Below are 17,557 nucleotides of genomic sequence, written 5' to 3' on the forward strand. Positions count from 1 at the left end.
GTTTTTAATAAAGAATTGATCACCACTCAGATATTATTAATTGTTTATTGGCAGGTAGACGTTAAATACCGCTCCATTTTCATTGCTTTGTAGGGCGTCAATTTCACCATTATGATTCTGGACAATTTTTTTGCACATAGCCAGTCCGATTCCTGTGCCTGCAAATTCACTTTTACCGTGCAGCTTTTGGAATATATTGAAAATTTTCTCAGTATCTTCAGGCTTCATGCCGATGCCATTATCAGTAAATTGAATTTTATAATAAGCCAGCCCTTCTTTTAGATTTACTGACTGGATCTCATCGGGAGAGGCAATACTGCAATGAATATGAATTTTGGGCTGCACACCAGGGCGTATAAATTTTAACGCGTTCCCTATCAGATTAAAAAACAGCTGGGACATCTGCAAGGGAATACCTTTGATAACCGGAAGCGCATTCCATGTGACTTTAGCTCCTGTGCGCGCCATTACTACATCATAATCTTCCAGCGCATTTTTGGCCGTATCCTCAAGGTTTACCGTAACGAAATTGGCATCGTCTTTCGGCAGGGCAGAATAGGCGAGCACATCTCGAATAAGTTTGCCCATACGGCTTGTGGCGTCTTTTATTTTATCTATGTATCCTAGTGATTTTTCGTCAAGATGTTCCGTGATTTTGCCCTCGAGCAACTGCACAAAGGTGCTGATTTTGCGAAGCGGTTCCTGCAGGTCATGCGAAGCTATGTAGGCAAACTGTTCCAATTCCTGATTGGAATGTATCAATTGCACGTTGGTCTGTTCCAATTCTTCATTTGTAGCCCTTAATTCCTCTATAACAGCGCCAATCTCTTCGGTACGCTGCTGTATTTGGTTTTCCAGTTCCATCTTTAGTTCCATCTGGATGGTAATATCCTGAGCAGTCCCGTTCATGCGTACAGGTTTGCCCTCGGGATCAAAAACAGTTTTACCCTGCGCATGCAATATTCTTTTCTTTCCGGTAGTGGGATGTATTACCGTGTAGGTCTCATCATACAACCCTCCTGAAGCAGGATTCAGTCCCCATGCCACGGCATTTGCTACTCGTTCGCGATCTTCTTCGAGCAAAATCGGTATAACTTCATTATAGTCCTGAGCGGCAGGATCATATCCAAACCATTCAATAAGACGGTCTGAATAGGTTAACCCGTTTGACGCCACATCAATGCTCCATGTACCGAGCTGGGCAAGCTCAACTGCGCCTCTCATGTTTTGTTCGGCTTCTTCCAGCTTATTGCGCGCAATTACCTCTTCAGTTACGTCAATAGCCGTACAGATGACACCATGGATTCTGCCTTTTGCATCGTACAATGGCTTGTAAGTGTAATCATAATAACCGTAATAAGGCGAACCATTCTTAACAAACATGATGCGGGCGGCGGTTTCGGTATGAATTTCTCCTGTATTTAAAACATTACTATAGGCCTGAAACAAATGCGTCTCTTTGATTTCCGGTACTGTTTCCATTATAGGCCTGCCGATAATCGAATTTCCTTTGCCAAATATTTCAAGCATTTTCTCATTAGCCTCGCGTAAAACCATTTCAGGTCCGGTGTACACCAATTTCGCCACAGGTGAATTATAAAAAACGGTACGCGCAAATTTTTCGCTTTCTTCCACTTTATGCCTTTGATTAACCTGTACTGTATTGTCCATTACCCAGACAGCCACTTTTTTTACATCTCCGGAAGCATCTTTTAAAGGGGCATAAACAAAAGTCACGTAACGAGTCTCTTCCTTTCCGTGTCTGATCAGCACAAGTTCAGCCTCATTGACAGAGTAGGACTTCCCTTGAGAAATAACATCCGCCAATGCACTTTCGTAGTAGGAGCGTACTTCAGCGAAAGTATCCCAGTAAAAATGACCAAGGATTGCTTCTCGCGGTTTTCCGGCCACTTCTATAAAGCTGTCGTTTACAATTTCGGCAAACAGCGTTTGAGCATCTAAAACGCAGATGCCGACCGGCGCATTCATAACTAGTAAATAGAGTTCCTGTTGGTTTTCGATATTCATATACTTTAGATTAAATAAGGGCGCAGAAGATTCGAAAGTTCTTTGATACTGCTGGGTTTGTCAGGAAACCGCTGGCACTTCAGCTTTGAGCTTATGAGCTGTTACAGAATCCGAAGATGTAGAAAGAATAATTACTGGTATATCCTGTAAACCTGCCGTCGCTTTTAACGTATCCAGAAATTCTTTGCAATGCTTCGGACGCATCAGTAAACAAAACCTAGCTAACAATATCTCATTATAGAAAGTTAATAATTATAATGAAAATAAAAAAAAATATTTTATTGAATCCTTAGATTAGATTATTATAATGATATGTCACTTTCCTTATCGATTATGTTTTCCACATTTCTAAATATTAGTTTACAATGTTTTTAATTATCGTAATGGTAAAAGTACAGGTAAAAAAAAACTTTAATTTATAATATCGAAAAGGAGGTTTATATAATTATCATTGATTAGTCACAATTAGACCTATAAACAAAATCCAAACTGTTAGAACTAATTAAATGTAACAGTATTGTATAATTAAAAGTAAAAGCAACGATATATCGTTGGCAGTCAATTTTCGTATATTTTAAATTTAAATAAAGAATTATCAATACCTTCGTTAAGCTGATTAATTCCAAAAAAAAATGCTCTTAAAGCACTACAGAATAATTCTGTTTCTCCTTGTATGGTTTACATTTGGAGAACTAAACGCATTGGCTCTTTCGAAGAGCATGATGGAGACAGGAATTGTAGAAAAAGAGCTGTCTAATCTGAGAAATGACCTGGCTCAAGAAGTAGTTTATAACGAACTGCAAGTAAAAAAAGCAGAAGAATTACTAAGTAAATTACCTGAAAGTACAGACAAAATCAAAATTTTATTAAAAGTAAGTGACTGGTATGAAGCTTCTTACAATAACCCTAAAACATTGCAAAAGGCATTTCAATATGCTGAGGAAGCCCTTCGGATAAGCCAGATACTTCATTCTAATATTTATTCTGGTAAATGTTATCTTCAACTTTCGATGGTCCAGGAGTTGAGAAATAACAATTCGATGATAGAAGTCAACGCCAGAAAAGCAATAGAAGTATTAACCAAAACAAATCAAACAGATGATTTGGGAGAATCATGGGTAATGGTTTGGTCAGCTAAAATGCGTACTAATGCACCAATAGCAGAGAGATTAGATCCAATTTTTAAAGCTGCTTCTCTATTTGAAAAGTCCGGAAATAATAAAAGAAGCGGTGACTGCTACAGAGAAATCAGCGAATTGTATTTTTCAATCTCAGATTTTCACAACGCTCTAAATTCACTCAAAAAAGCTATATTTTTCTATAAAAAAGCCAATCTTAAAGAAAGCGATATTTATCCTATTTCCTCCAGACTCAATATTATCTATGAAACTGAAAAGAAAAGCATGGATATTATCAAACTTAAAAACAAAACACTGTTGCAGCAAAGCAAACTTAAAAACGAAGTGTTTCTACGTAATTCCATGGTCATTTTTGTTTTGCTTTTACTTATAATACTTGGATTACTTTATAAAAGTTTTATGTTTAAGAAGAAAACAAACAAGGTACTCGAAATACAACAAAATGAAATCAACAAAAAAAATAATACACTGCAAAAGCTGGTCGTTGAAAAAGAATGGCTTTTGCGTGAAATTCATCACAGAGTAAAAAATAACCTGCACATGGTGGTCGGTTTGCTTGCAAGTCAGACTGAATTTTTAAAAAATGAAGAAGCTCTTCAGGCAATTAATAGTAGTCAGAACAGAATTCATGCCATGTCTTTAATCCATCAGAAATTATATCAATCAGAGAATTTATCGATAATTGATATGCCGTCTTATATATTTGAATTAACAGAATATCTAAAAGATTCATTCGAAATCAGAAAATCAATACGGTTTGTATTAGATGTTGACAGCTTTAATCTGCCTTTGTCCCATTCAATACCTATTGGACTGATTTTTAACGAAGCAGTTACAAATGCTATTAAATATGCTTTTCCAGATCATAAAAACGGAATAATTGATATTTCCCTTAAAACAGAAGATCATAAAAATTATATTTTAATAATTCAGGACAATGGTATTGGTCTTCCTGCGGATTTTGACCCTTATAACAATCCTTCATTGGGAATAAAATTGATGCATGGACTTTCTGCTGATATCGATGGAAAGTTTCTAATTACTAATGCAAATGGTACTAAAATAACGCTGAAATTCATTTTTAACGAAAATAGTTCTCATTTATAATTTCGATAAAATGGCAAAACAATTAAAAATACTTATAGTTGAAGATCAGTTTGTTGAGGCAAATCATTTACGACTGATGCTGAAAAAAGCCGGACATTCTGTTATTGGGATGGCAAGGTCAGTTCCTGATGCTAAATATTATATTGCAGAGCAGAGGCCGGAATTGGTATTATTAGATATTTTCCTTTCAGGAAAAGAGACCGGTATTGATCTTGCCGAAATACTCAAAAACGAAAATATTCCTTTTATTTATCTCTCTGCCAACTCTAATGAAGAAGTTCTAAGCAAAGCTAAACTGACTCATCCCCAGGGTTTTTTGGTAAAACCTTTTAGAGAAAAAGATTTGTTGGTAACAATTGAAATTGCCGAATATCACCAGCAATATGGAATAGAATCATCAATTAGAAAAGAGCTTTTGTTTCAAAAACAATTAAAAACTATAGTAACGAAAAGCGGTACCTGGGATGAAAGGGTTCTCAATATTATTACCGCCCTGCAGTCTCTTATTTCTTTTGATCTTGTAATGGCTGTTTTTTATATGGAAAATAAATTATCCAGCAGAGTTTTGGGCTATGCAAGAACAGGTTTACACGAATACCAACGAATAGGAATTGAGGAGTTGCAAAATATTACCGCCTTAAAAGAATCTGAGATTACTGAATTGCGAAACAAAAGCAAAGTCGAGACAGATGCGACATTCTATAATGGTCAGGATTTTATAAAAATATGCGATAAAACACCTATCAAAAAATTGATTGCGACCTCAATGAATATGAAATCGAATCTCATGCTGCCGGTTCCCTTGACATTGACAGAAAATGGCGGGCTATATCTGTCTTTTTTTAGCAGGCAGGCAGACAATTACAATAAAAATCATTTAACGCTGTGTGAAAGACTTCAGGAGCCTTTGATTTTTGCAATTGAAAATTTGATCAGTCATGACAAAAAACGGGATAAAAAAAACACTTCTTCTGAAAATATTGTGTCAGTTAAGAATATAAAAGATGCAGGTTTTGAATCGATCATTGGTAAAAGTCCGGCGTTGTTAAAAATATTTGATCATATTTTACAAGTTGCTCCCGCCGATACAACAGTTTTAATTACCGGGGAAAGCGGTACTGGCAAAGAGAGTATTGCCCATAGTATTAAGGAACTTTCAAATAGAAAAAATCAGCCGTTTGTAAAAATTAATTGTTCAGCACTTCCCCAAAGCCTGATAGAATCAGAATTGTTCGGACATGAGAAAGGATCTTTTACCGGTGCAGCAGAAAGACGAATTGGTAAATTTGAACAGGCAGATAACGGCACTTTGTTTTTGGATGAAATTGGTGATATGCCATTAGAAATGCAGGCAAAATTACTGAGGGCAATTCAGGAAAAAGAAATTGAACGCGTTGGAGGAAATGCCTCAATAAAAGTTAATGTGCGAATTATCGCTGCTACCAATTGTAATCTTGAAAAAGAAGTTGCTGACGGCCGTTTTAGACTTGATTTATATTACAGGTTAAATGTGTTTCCAATTCAGCTGCCTCCTTTAAGAGAGCGGAAAGAAGATATTGGACTTCTTGCCCGTCATTTTATTGCTGTCTATAGTTCTAAAACGGGAAAAAATGTGACTGAAATATCAGAAAGTGCTTTAAAAAGTCTTTTATTGTATCAATGGCCAGGGAATATTCGTGAACTCGAAAACCTTATTGAAAGAAGTATTCTTTTGGCAAAAACAAATACCATAGAGCACATTCCGCTTCCGGCTTTTGATGACGCTAAAATAAATACTAAGTCAAATGACTGGTACTTTAAAACTATTCAGGAAAACGAAAGGGAGCACATTATTAATGTGCTTGAAAAATGCAATGGAAGAATAAGAGGTATCGGAGGAGCATCAGAAATCTTAGGATTACCGCCTACAACATTAGCTTCGAGAATGCAAAAATTGGGTATAAAGAGAAGCCACTTTTAAATGATGAATTATTAATTATGAGTTATGAATGAAAAGTAACGCGTAGTTGAAACGTAAAATGTGCTTTTAATTTTTTTTAATATTATTATTTCTATTGTATATTTTTCAAATTGCTTTCTGCTTTTACTTCTAACTCATAACTCAAAATTCATAACTCAAAAAACGATATTAAGTTGCTTTATTTTCGTTGTACGACGAAATATAGTCGTTCCAAATTTTAATTTAAATATTTAATCAATTGAAAATCAATTAAATATAAAATAGGTTCGGTTTTAGTTTCTTCTTTGGCATAACATTAAAAAAAATGTATTATGCTGACTGAAAACCCTACTACAATACTTTTTATTACAGGTGCATTTGTAAGCAATAAATGCTGGGATGACTGGAAAGTCTTTTTCGAAAGTAAAGGATTTACAACGCTGGCGCCAGCGTGGCCGTACAAAGACGCTCCGGCTGCTGTTTTACGAGATCGTCATCCAGATCCTCAAATTGCCGGTCTACGCTTGACCGCTTTGATAGATCATTTTGAAAATATCACAAAAAACCTTCCTCAAAAACCCATAATAATCGGCCATTCTATTGGTGGGCTTATAGCTCAAATACTTTTACAGCGTAATTTAGCCTCGGCCGCAATTGCCATACATTCGGTTCCTCCTCAGGGAATTATGACCTTTAAATTTTCATTTTTAAAAGCCGGCTGGGGACCGCTTGGTTTTTTTACCTCTGCAAAGAAAACTTTCTTAATGACTTTTAGCCAATGGCAATATGCATTTACTAACGGAATGCCAGAAGAATGGCAGGAAAAAGCATATTATGATTCTGTTATTCCCGAATCTAAATTAATCGTGCGAGATACCATAACCTCGGCTGCAAAAGTAGATTTTAACGCTTCTCACAATCCATTATTGTTAATTGCAGGATCTGCAGATCATACTATTCCTGAGTCACTCAACTATTCTAATTACAAAAAATATACGGATAAAAATTCTATTACAGATTTTAAGGTTTTTCCCGAAAGAAATCACTTTGTTTTAAATCAGCCGGGCTGGCAGGAAATTGCAGTCTTTATACAGGATTGGATAGGAAAACTGCCTGCTTAAAAAAATATAATAACCAATTATTCTAATAACCAATTAAAATTTTAAATTATGAAAACGAATTTATTAAACACTACTTTTTTAAACTTTAAAAGTAAAACAGTCCACATTTTAACTTTTGTATTTTTACTAATGGTTTTAATTTCCTGTAATAAAAAAACAGAAGAAACTACTGTAACAGAAACCACACCTGCGACATCATCCGAAACAACTCAGGCAGTACCTGCAAATCCACCTGCAAATTTCAAACATGCCTATGAAGAAGTAAATGGAGTTAAAATTCATTACGTGATTGGCGGAAAAGGAGATCCGCTGGTATTGGTTCATGGTTTTGGACAAAACTGGTACATGTGGAACCGTTTACTTCCGGAACTTTCAAAACATTTTACCGTTATCGCTCCCGATTTAAGAGGAGTAGGAGAATCTGATAAACCAGAAGGAGGTTATGACAAAAAAAATATGGCAAAAGATATTCATGAACTGGTAAAAAAATTAGGATACAATAATATCAATCTGGCAGGACATGATATCGGACTTATGGTGGCTTATGCTTATGCTGCACAATATGGAAGTGAAGTTAAAAAATTAGCTTTGATGGATGCACTTCTTCCTGGTATCGAACCGGTTTGGTCGCAAGTTTCGGCTTCTGCATGGTGGTTTGGATTTTTTGCCTGGCCAGCTTCGGGAGATATTGTAAAAGGAAAAGAAAAAGAGTTTTTAACCAATTTCTGGCCAATGGTAGGACATGTAAAAGATCCGTTTACAGCTGAGGAAACGGCTGAATTCGTGAGAGCTTATGCTGTTAAAGATGGTGCGAAATCAAGTTTTAAATGGTTTGGAGCATTTCCGCAGGACGGGAAAGACAATTTAATTTTGGCAAAAACAAAACTTAAAATGCCGTTGCTTGCTATGGGCGGGGAATATTTTGCCGCAGCTTTCTTAAAAGAGCACTCTAAATTGGTTGCAGAAAATGTAACCGAATCTAAAATTGCAGGTTCAGGACACTGGCTGGTTCAGGAAAATACAGCTCAGGTGCAAAAAGATCTTTTGGCATTTTTCCTTGCGAAATAAAGCTCTAAAATAAACAGACCAATTAAATCTCATAAAATGAAACAAATATTTATCATACTATTATTTTTCTTTGGTCTGTTAATGCAGTCTCAGGAAAAAGCCGATCTGATTATTTACAATGGAAAAATTGCAACCATGCAAAAATCAGGCGAATTTGTGCAGGCGTTGGCAATAAAAGACGGGATTATTCTGGAAACAGGAACTTCAAAAAGTATTCTGGAAAGTTATAAAACCTCATCTGCAAAAAGCATCGATGCAAAAGGAAAAACGGTTATTCCAGGTTTAAACGACAGTCATATTCATGTCATTCGCGAAGGCTTAAATTATAATGCAGAATTGCGTTGGGATGGCGTAAAAACCTTAAAAAGAGCTATGGAAATGCTCAAAGAACAAGCAGCCAGAACACCCCCGGGAGTTTGGATCAAAGTGATTGGAGGATGGAATGAATTTGGCTTTGATGAAAAAAGACAGCCAACCATTGAAGAAATAAATGCCGCAGTTCCTGATAAACCTGTGTTTATAACCTATTTATACGGCAAAGCTTTTTTAAACAAAAAAGGAATCGAAGTTTTGGGTTATACCAAAGATACACATTACGAAGGAAGTGTTCTTGAACAAGACAAAAATGGAAACTTAACCGGATTAATGTTTGCAAAAGAAACTCCAAAAGCCATTTATACCACTTTGGGATTAACCACAAAATTAACTCCCGAAGAAAGAATCAACAGTTCACTTCAGTTTAATCGTGAACTCAACCGTTTTGGATTAACCTCTGTAATCGATGCGGCAGGAGGTTCTCAAAACTTTCCTTCAGATTATACGACTTCGATGGAATTGGCCAAACAGGGAAAACTAAATCTTAGAATCTCGTATTATTTATTTGCACAGCAAAAAGGAAAAGAACTTCAGGATTACGAAAAGTGGGTTGCCGAAACAGTCATTAATAAAAATGATAATCTTTTGACAGCTAATGGTTATACCGAAGAAGGGGCGGGTGAAAACATAGTAGCATCTGCAGCAGATTTTGAGAACTTTTTAGAACCCAGAATTGTTCTTTCTGATGAAATGGAAAAAGATTTGGAACCTATAATTCGCTTGCTTGTTAAAAACAAATGGCCTTTTCGATTGCACGCCACTTACGGCGAATCGATTGACAGAATGCTCAATGTTTTTGAAAAAGTAAATAAAGAAATTCCGTTTAACGGATTACGCTGGTTTTTTGATCATGCAGAAACCATTACACCTCAGGAATTAGAAAGAGTAAAAGCATTAAATGGGGGAATTGCAGTTCAATTCAGAATGTATTTTCAGGGCGAATTGTACGAGAAAATGTATGGCGCCCCAAAAACACAATTGCCTCCGATTAAAAAAATGCTCGAAATGCGAATACCTGTCGGAATGGGAACTGATGCAACCCGTATTTCAACTTATAATCCCTGGATGGCGCTGCATTGGCTCATTACAGGAAAAACATTAGGAGGCATGCAGTTTTGGCCGAAAGATCAGGTTTTGGATAAGTTTACTGCACTTCAATTATATACTTCAGGCAGCGCTTGGTTTTCAGGTGAAGAAAAAGAGAAAGGAAAACTGGTAAAAGGAATGTATGCCGATTTTTCGATTTTATCAGAGGATTATTTTACAGTTCCAGCCGATAAAGTTCGAAATATAGAATCGGATCTGACTGTTGTTAACGGCAAAATTGTTTATGGAGCAAGAGATTTTAAATCACTCGACGCTGAAATTGCACCGGTAATTCCGGATTGGTCACCAGTGAAATACCTTGGCGGTTATGCTAAAAAACTTTAATCATAAATAAAATTCGTAGGGTGTAATTAGTTTTAATATATAAAATGCAGACTTTAAAATAAATGCCACAGATTAAAGATTAAATAGATTAAAAAATCTGCTTAATCTGCCAAATCTGTGTGAAAAACAAACACATAGATTTTAAATATAGCCACAGATTAAAGGATTAAAAAGATTAAAAAAATAAAATCTGCCAAATCTGCTAAATCTGCGTGAAAAAACTAGCACATAGATTTATGTGTTTTTAAACCAATTATATCCAATGAATTTAATCAAACAAAATCTATAAAAATTTAGATCATGAAAATTCAAAAAATAATCTCTGCATTGGTAATTATCATGTTGTGTACATTAGCTACAACGGCTTATGCACAATTTCCAATGCCTAATCACGTACCCATTTGGGACGCAAACAAAGTGACTTTAAAACTGCATAAAATTTCAGAAAATGTTTATGCTATATCTCCAAGTACAACCGAAACCGAAACCACAAAAGGAATTGCGCAGGCAACTTCGGCAGGCTTTATTGTAGGAGACAAAGGGGTTTTGCTTATTGAAACGATGTTAAGCAAAGGATTATACGATCAGCTTTATAAATTAATACGATCTGTAACGCCAAAACCTATTGTTTATGCTATAAATACAAGCGATCACGGCGATCATTGTTTCGGGAATTATTTACTTCCGAAGGAAACAATTGTCATTCAGAATGAATTTTGCAAAGACAATCTGGCGAAGAATTATGATAATATCAAACAGTTTATGATCATGCTTTTTGGAAAAGGAAGAGGAATTGAAGAGAGCATTTACCGTCCTGCCGACATTACAATAGCCATCAACCAAACCATGAAAATTGATATGGGAAAAGGCAATATCGTTGAAATCATAAATGTGGGAACCGCGCAATCTCCAGCAGATCTTTTTGTGTATTTAAAAGCGCCTTCAGGAAATGTGTTGTGGGCAGGAAATCCTTTTATTGCTGAGAGTCCGACAATTCCGTGGTTATTTGACGGCTATTTTTTGGAACCGGTTCAAAACCTGAACAAAATTTACAATATGATTTCTGATAAAGATATTGTAGTTCCGGGACATGGTAGAATTACCAATAAAGCTGGAATTAAATATACGATTGATTATGTTACAGCTTTGCAGTCTAATGTTGAAAATGCCGTAAAAAAAGGTTTGACATTAGAAGAAACAAAAGCGGCTGTAACCATGAAGGAATTTGATAAAGGATATGAACTTTTTAATTGGCTTCATTTCAATTTTAATGTTCCAAATGCTTATAAAGATATTAAGCAAAACGGGGTTAAATAATTAAAAATATTCAGAATTCGCATAACTATGTTTGTTTAAATAAGTGAAACGCCTTTTTTAAGCTTACAAAATCTATGTTTCTATGTGTTTAAAAATTAAAAATTGAATTATGAAAAACAAAATCCTATTAGTGGTTTTATTGCTTTCATTTTCTGGTTTTGCACAGCGGTACCCTGATTTTAAATCACTTCGGTTTGATGAGAATTATAGTGTTTTGGAAGATGATACAGTAAGCAATGACTGGTATAAAACAGTAAAATTTCTGCCAATTTCTGCTTCTAAAAAAACGTATATCAGTTTTGGGGGCGATATACGTTTTCAGTACTTCTATGCTAAAAATGAAAATTGGGGCGATGGTCCGCAGGATAACGATGGTTATGTTTTAGGAAGATATTTGTTGCATGCCGATTTTCATGCAGGAAAATTTTTCAGAGCTTTTGTTCAGACACAAAGTAGTATGGCGGATGGCAGAATTGATCCGAATCCTGTGGAACAAAACCCACTTGAAGTACATCAGGCTTTTGCTGATTTCAATATTATAAATGAAGGCAGCAAAAGACTTATTTTAAGAGTAGGAAGGCAGGAACTCACATACGGATCTCAACGTTTGGTTGCCGTTAGGGAAGGACCAAATAACAGGCAGTCGTTTGACGGAATTAAAGCAATTGTATCCAGACAGAATTTTGCAACCGATTTGTTTTATACACATTACGTTGTCGCGCACGATGGTATTTTTGACGACGACTCGAATAAAGACCGACAATTATGGGGAAGTTATTTGGTGTTTAACAAAATACCAATTATCAAAAATATTGATGTTTATTATTTAGGTTACGAAAGAGCCAATGCAGCATTTTTTGACGCAACAGGTAAAGAGAAACGACAATCTGTTGGAACAAGAATTTGGGGAAAAACAGAAAACTGGCGTTATGACGGAGAAGCTGTTTACCAATTTGGTGATGTTGGGGATAAAAACATAAGTGCCTGGACAGCTTCAATAAATGCAGGATATCGTTTTAATACTGTCAAATTTCGTCCAGAAATTGGTTTTAAAACCGAAATTATAAGTGGAGACAAAACGACGGGCGACTCTAATCTGCAAACTTTTAATCCGCTTTTTCCAAGAGGTGCTTATTTTGGATTAGCTTCTGTAATTGGGCCATCGAATTTAATTGATTTTCATCCTTCATTGAGTCTTGAAATTGTTAAAAACGTCGATTGGGTTATTGATTATGATATGTTTTGGAGATACAGCAGCAACGATGGTATTTACGCACCAAATACAGCATTGATTTATCCCGGAGACACAACGACAGAAAAGAAAATCGGAAACCAATTAGAAAGTGAAATCATCTGGGAACCCAATCAATATTTGTATTTCAGGATCGAAGCGACTTGGTTTCAGGCCAAAGATTATATAAAAGCATCAGGAACTGGTAAAAATATATTTTTTACGGGAATTACGATGCAGCTCCATTTTTAAGTTTTAAAATTGAATTGCATCAGAAACATTAAAAAATCTCATTATGAAAAAGGCTGTTTTTAAATCAAAAATGGAAACAATAATATTTATAACAGCAATGCTATTGATTGGTTTCTCGGCACAAGCCCAAGTATACTCTGAAGAAGAAATAAAAACAAAAGAAACCGTAGAGAAGTTTTTTGGATATATAGGATCTAAAAACCCGGAAGGAATTGCTTCCATGATTTCAGAAAAAGTAGATTGGTATATTTTCGAATCGAAGTATATGCCATGGACAGGACATCGCTCAAAGCGAGAAGAAATTTCGGTGTTATTCAAAACGCTCTTTAGTTATTTTGTTGACGGAAGTGAAAAGCTGGAGGCGAAATCTTTTTTATTGAGAGGAAATGAAGTGGCTGTCTTTGGTTTTGTTGAAAGAACAGTGAAAAAAAACGGAAAACATTTTAAGATGCCTTTAGCGATTCATATCACGGTTGAAAATAATCTGATCTCCAAATTTTCACTTTATGAAGAAACGCTGATTATTGAAAAAGTACTTAAATAAAATCAAGAGATATGAAAGATAGAAGAACATTTATAAAACAGGCAGGTCTTGCTGGTCTCGCGGGATTCGTTCCGATAAACCCATTGCTGGCAAGCGATTTCAAAGAAGATAAATCGGCTAATAATGAAGTTTCTGATGCCAAATGGCCAGACGGATCACGTTTGGTAGTATCAGTATCTATGCAATTTGAAGCAGGCGGACAGCCTGTAAATGCTGAAAGCCCATTTCCACAAAACATGCAGAAAGGATTTATAGACCTTCCGGGCGAGTCCTGGTATCAGTATGGATATAAAGAAGGAATTCCGAGAATGCTCGACAATTGGGATAAATTTGGAATCAAGGTTACCTCGCACATGGTTGGTTCGGCAGTATTAAAAAATCCGGAGCTTGCCAAAGAAATTGTACAAAGAGGACACGAAGCTGCAGCCCACGGTATGGACTGGGCGACGCAATATTCTATGCCGTATGAAACAGAAAAGAAGTTTATCAAAGACGGTGCAGATGCTATTAAAAAAGTTACCGGTTTTGAACCTGTCGGCTATAATGCAAATTGGTTAAGACGCGGAACAAATACATTGGAAATTCTACAGGAACTGGGCTTTAAATACCATATTGATGATTTAAGCCGTGACGAGCCTTTTTTATTAAAAGTAAAAGGAAATGATTTTGCAGTGGTTCCGTACACCATTCGCTGTAATGATATTGTGTTGGTAGAAGGCAAAAACTTTAGTGCAGATCAATTTGCGCGTCAGGTTATAATGGAATTTGACCAGCTTTATATAGAATCTGAAAAAAAGCGCAGGCAAATGTCAATAAGTTTTCATGATCGAATAGGAGGGACACCGCAAATGGTCGCAGCCACGACACAAATCCTTAGTTATATTCAAAAACATAAAGGAGTTAGTTTTAGACGAAAAGACGAGATTGCTCAAATGGCTTATCAGGATAAAAATATCATTAGAGAATGATTCAAAAGCACTTAAAAGACAATTCAACCTTTTAAAATAAATAATTATGAAAAATGAAAGCAAAACGTGGTTTATAACAGGAACTTCTCAGGGAATTGGTCTTGTTTTAGTCAAACAACTATTGGCTCAAGGATTTAATGTTGTTGCTACTGCAAGAAATGTAGAATCGCTTAAAAAAGTGGTCGGCAATTCGTCTGATCAGTTTTTACCGTTGCAGGTCAATTTGATCAGTGAAGAAAGCGTAAAACAAGCTGTTAATTCAGCGATTGAGCGATTTGGCTCTATTGAATATTTGGTCAATAATGCCGGTTATGGTTTAATAGGCGGAATTGAAGAAAGCTCGGATGTTGAAGTTCGTGCCAATTTTGATGTAAATGTTTTTGGTTTGCTAAATGTTACAAGAGCAATTTTGCCTCATATGAGAGCCGCACAATTTGGACACATTATAAATCTTTCCTCTGTTTTTGGCTTAATTGCCGGGGCAGGCTGGGGAATTTATTGCGCTACTAAGTTTGCCGTAGAAGGACTTTCTGAAGCACTTGCAGAAGAGGTTAAGTCATTTGGAATTAATGTAACTATTATAGAACCTGGTTATGTACGCACGAACTTTTTAAATAGTTCATCATTAATTGCTTCGAAAAATCCTATTGAAGAATATACAGCTATACGTGAAGGTGTAAAGGCACATCAGAATGATATTCCGGGCAATCAACCGGGAGATCCTGAAAAAGTTGCCGAATTAATTATAAAAGTAACACAAAAAGCAGAACCGCCACTTCGTTTGCTGACAGGATCTGATGCATATGGATTTGCTACCTATAAAATTGATTCGTTGAAAAATGAAATTGAAGCAAATAAAGAACTTACTTTTTCTACAGATTACAAGTTATAATTCAAATACATAAATAACAATTATAATGTTTTCGTATTGATTCCGTAAAAGCTAGTTAAATAGTGCCAAGAAGTCATAAAAAAATCCCATTTCGTAAGAAATGGGATTTTTTAGTTTGTGCCTATTGATGTCAAGTATAAATATCATTTCCTAATAGAGCGGTGCTGAGAAAAGCCTTGCCATAAATATCTTAGCGGAAGCGATGTATCCTTCAACTGTTCCATTGCGTCATTGACATAGACAGGGATAGCATGTAAATTTAAAATTACTTTAAAAATAAAAAACTGGCTCAATTCTTTAAATTAAGCCAGTTTTGATCTTACAAAAAATGTTAATTACTAGTTACAGAATAACTATTACATGTAAAATTTGCCCCATTTCCGTTTGTCCCATAACAGGATGAGATTTCAAATCCATATTGTATGCCTCCAACAGTGACATTACCAAACCATCCCTTATTTTTTATCCAATTATAGATTGCTTTTGCATCTATTGTGCCGCTGTTGGTTTTTGTCGTGCGTAAAAATGAATAAACATTATTAGATCCATTGTTTCCGCGGAATACGTTCCAGGTGTGACCGCCTATGCTTTGGTTTGTGTATACCGGAACAGAAGCACCAGTTGATGAATAATTATAAGAAATTGGTTTTACATTTCCTGAACCGTCCGAATTTCCTGTGTAGTTTAACCACAGCATTATTTCATTGGCTTTATTGCTATCCCAAAGATCATAAGCAGACACCCATGCTCCACCACTTGGAGTAGTTGCATTAAAGCTGGTACTAAGAGTGTTGATTGTATTTAACACTTTACCTACATATTTGGTTGAATTTGGGTATGATTTAATACCTGCAGTATTTGGATGGTTTGCCCAAATACCCCAATTACTGTAATTATTTGCCCATATGGATTGGCTTCCTGCACCAGAACCCCATATATTATTATAAACGGTATAACCGCCATTTGACCAACTAGCATATTGATCAGATGATGACCATGCAGCTTTAACTTCTGAGTCATTCTTTACCTCGCTTGTTTCGCACCCTATAAACATTAGGCTTAATACTACAAATAAAATTGTTTTTCTCATAAATTTTAATTTTTAAGGTTAAATAATTAGTTATACTAAGGTATTGATAATTAAATATTTATATTAATATTTATTAAAAACATGCTTATTTTTAAACAATAATCATAAATAACGGATTTTAACGCATTAAAATTTAAAAATATTTTTTAGTTATGGTAAAAATGACTATATATAAAATAAAAAACTGAGAATAATATAATTTGTAAATAATAAAACAGACTTATTCTCATTATCGTAAGAATAAGTCTATTTTTTTGTAGCGAAGATAAATTGTTTATCAATGTGTTGTTATGGTTAAATAACAACTTCTAGAAGAGAATTAGTTTACTTTCCTAAATTTGCAACCCATATGTTTCCTGATTTTCCAGCACCCATTTCTACATAAGTATTACTCATCATGGCTTTACAATGGTCTTCGCTGTTTTTCCAGCCTATTACAACTTCGGCAGAAGTACTGTAATTGCGAGCAATCACTTCACCTACATATTTTCCGGTATAACCAACAGCAGCGGCTCTTTGTATAGGACTTGTCCCTTCAGGCGATATATGCGCGAAATAATTGCGTGCATTCATATCATTAGCATAATTAATAGCTGTTTTTGTTAATAATGGATTGCTTACCAATGGAGGTACAGCAGGCATATCATCGGCTCCACATTTACATCCTGTTGTTCTAAGTTTATTTATTTCAATCAAAACAGAATCAGTAACGTCTGTCCCATCAATGAGAGTATCATCATCATTACTACATGAGATAAATAATAAGGAGGTCAAAAGAATATAAATAACACGCTTTGGAAACATAATAATTGATTATTTATTTAGGAGGTATAAAGATATTTGTTTTATTGTTTTAAGATTTTCTAAAATTAAGGTTCTTTGCTTTTATTATTGAAATTTTTTCTCAAAAAGATAAACGACAGTTTAGTTCATCACTTGTAACTCTACGGGGAAACCAAACCGCTGGGTATTTACATATTCATACGTATTAAATGGAGGTAAAAGGGCATAAAAAAAGCTCCAAATCAACAATTTGGAGCTTTTTATTTGTGACC

At 35.3% G+C, this 17,557-nt stretch carries 13 protein-coding genes; 10 read left to right on the forward strand and 3 right to left on the reverse strand.

The features are described 5' to 3' along the window. Window positions 1-36: 36 nt before the first annotated feature. On the reverse strand, window positions 37-2,028 hold the full coding sequence (locus AC4FQ3_RS02240; RefSeq protein WP_491180705.1) for a PAS domain-containing protein: 1,992 nt from the start codon (window positions 2,026-2,028) through the stop codon (window positions 37-39). A 632-nt stretch (window positions 2,029-2,660) separates the two neighbouring features. Here AC4FQ3_RS02240 and AC4FQ3_RS02245 point away from each other — a divergent pair. From AC4FQ3_RS02245 to AC4FQ3_RS02290, 10 genes are all read left to right on the forward strand, one after another. Beyond that, a complete protein-coding gene (locus AC4FQ3_RS02245) occupies window positions 2,661-4,274 on the forward strand; it encodes a sensor histidine kinase (RefSeq protein ID WP_491180706.1) in 1,614 nt (537 codons plus the stop codon). A 10-nt stretch (window positions 4,275-4,284) separates the two neighbouring features. After that, window positions 4,285-6,234 carry a sigma 54-interacting response regulator gene (locus tag AC4FQ3_RS02250; RefSeq protein ID WP_042567111.1) on the forward strand — a complete coding sequence of 650 codons (1,950 nt, stop codon included), beginning with the start codon at window positions 4,285-4,287 and terminating at the stop codon, window positions 6,232-6,234. Between the two features lie 311 nt (window positions 6,235-6,545). Next, window positions 6,546-7,334: an alpha/beta hydrolase gene (locus AC4FQ3_RS02255; RefSeq protein WP_463461142.1), complete on the forward strand. Its 789-nt coding sequence runs from the start codon at window positions 6,546-6,548 to the stop codon at window positions 7,332-7,334. A 48-nt stretch (window positions 7,335-7,382) separates the two neighbouring features. Further along, window positions 7,383-8,402, forward strand: coding sequence for an alpha/beta fold hydrolase (locus AC4FQ3_RS02260; protein WP_491180707.1), 1,020 nt, complete (start codon window positions 7,383-7,385; stop codon window positions 8,400-8,402). 36 nt (window positions 8,403-8,438) lie between these two features. Continuing rightward, entirely contained in the window at window positions 8,439-10,208 is a 1,770-nt protein-coding gene (locus AC4FQ3_RS02265) for an amidohydrolase (protein ID WP_491180708.1), read from the forward strand. Window positions 10,209-10,508: 300 nt separating this feature from the next. After that, complete coding sequence (locus tag AC4FQ3_RS02270) at window positions 10,509-11,525, forward strand: MBL fold metallo-hydrolase (RefSeq protein WP_491180709.1); 1,017 nt, start codon at window positions 10,509-10,511, stop codon at window positions 11,523-11,525. A gap of 109 nt (window positions 11,526-11,634) precedes the next feature. Next, window positions 11,635-13,008: an alginate export family protein gene (locus AC4FQ3_RS02275; protein WP_491180710.1), complete on the forward strand. Its 1,374-nt coding sequence runs from the start codon at window positions 11,635-11,637 to the stop codon at window positions 13,006-13,008. 70 nt (window positions 13,009-13,078) lie between these two features. Further along, window positions 13,079-13,552, forward strand: a complete 474-nt coding sequence (locus tag AC4FQ3_RS02280; protein ID WP_491180711.1) for a nuclear transport factor 2 family protein — start codon at window positions 13,079-13,081, stop codon at window positions 13,550-13,552. An 11-nt stretch (window positions 13,553-13,563) separates the two neighbouring features. Beyond that, the gene (locus tag AC4FQ3_RS02285) at window positions 13,564-14,520 is read left to right on the forward strand and encodes a polysaccharide deacetylase family protein (RefSeq protein ID WP_491180712.1); all 957 of its coding nucleotides are present in this window, start codon (window positions 13,564-13,566) and stop codon (window positions 14,518-14,520) included. Between the two features lie 46 nt (window positions 14,521-14,566). Beyond that, window positions 14,567-15,412, forward strand: coding sequence for an oxidoreductase (locus AC4FQ3_RS02290; protein WP_491180713.1), 846 nt, complete (start codon window positions 14,567-14,569; stop codon window positions 15,410-15,412). Between the two features lie 331 nt (window positions 15,413-15,743). Here AC4FQ3_RS02290 and AC4FQ3_RS02295 read toward each other — a convergent pair whose 3' ends face one another. After that, window positions 15,744-16,502, reverse strand: a complete 759-nt coding sequence (locus tag AC4FQ3_RS02295) for a GH12 family glycosyl hydrolase domain-containing protein (protein WP_491180714.1) — start codon at window positions 16,500-16,502, stop codon at window positions 15,744-15,746. A 324-nt stretch (window positions 16,503-16,826) separates the two neighbouring features. Further along, complete coding sequence (locus AC4FQ3_RS02300) at window positions 16,827-17,306, reverse strand: CAP domain-containing protein (RefSeq protein WP_491180715.1); 480 nt, start codon at window positions 17,304-17,306, stop codon at window positions 16,827-16,829. Window positions 17,307-17,557: the final 251 nt, after the last annotated feature.

The sequence above is a fragment of the Flavobacterium sp. AK-345 genome, assembly GCF_058310175.1.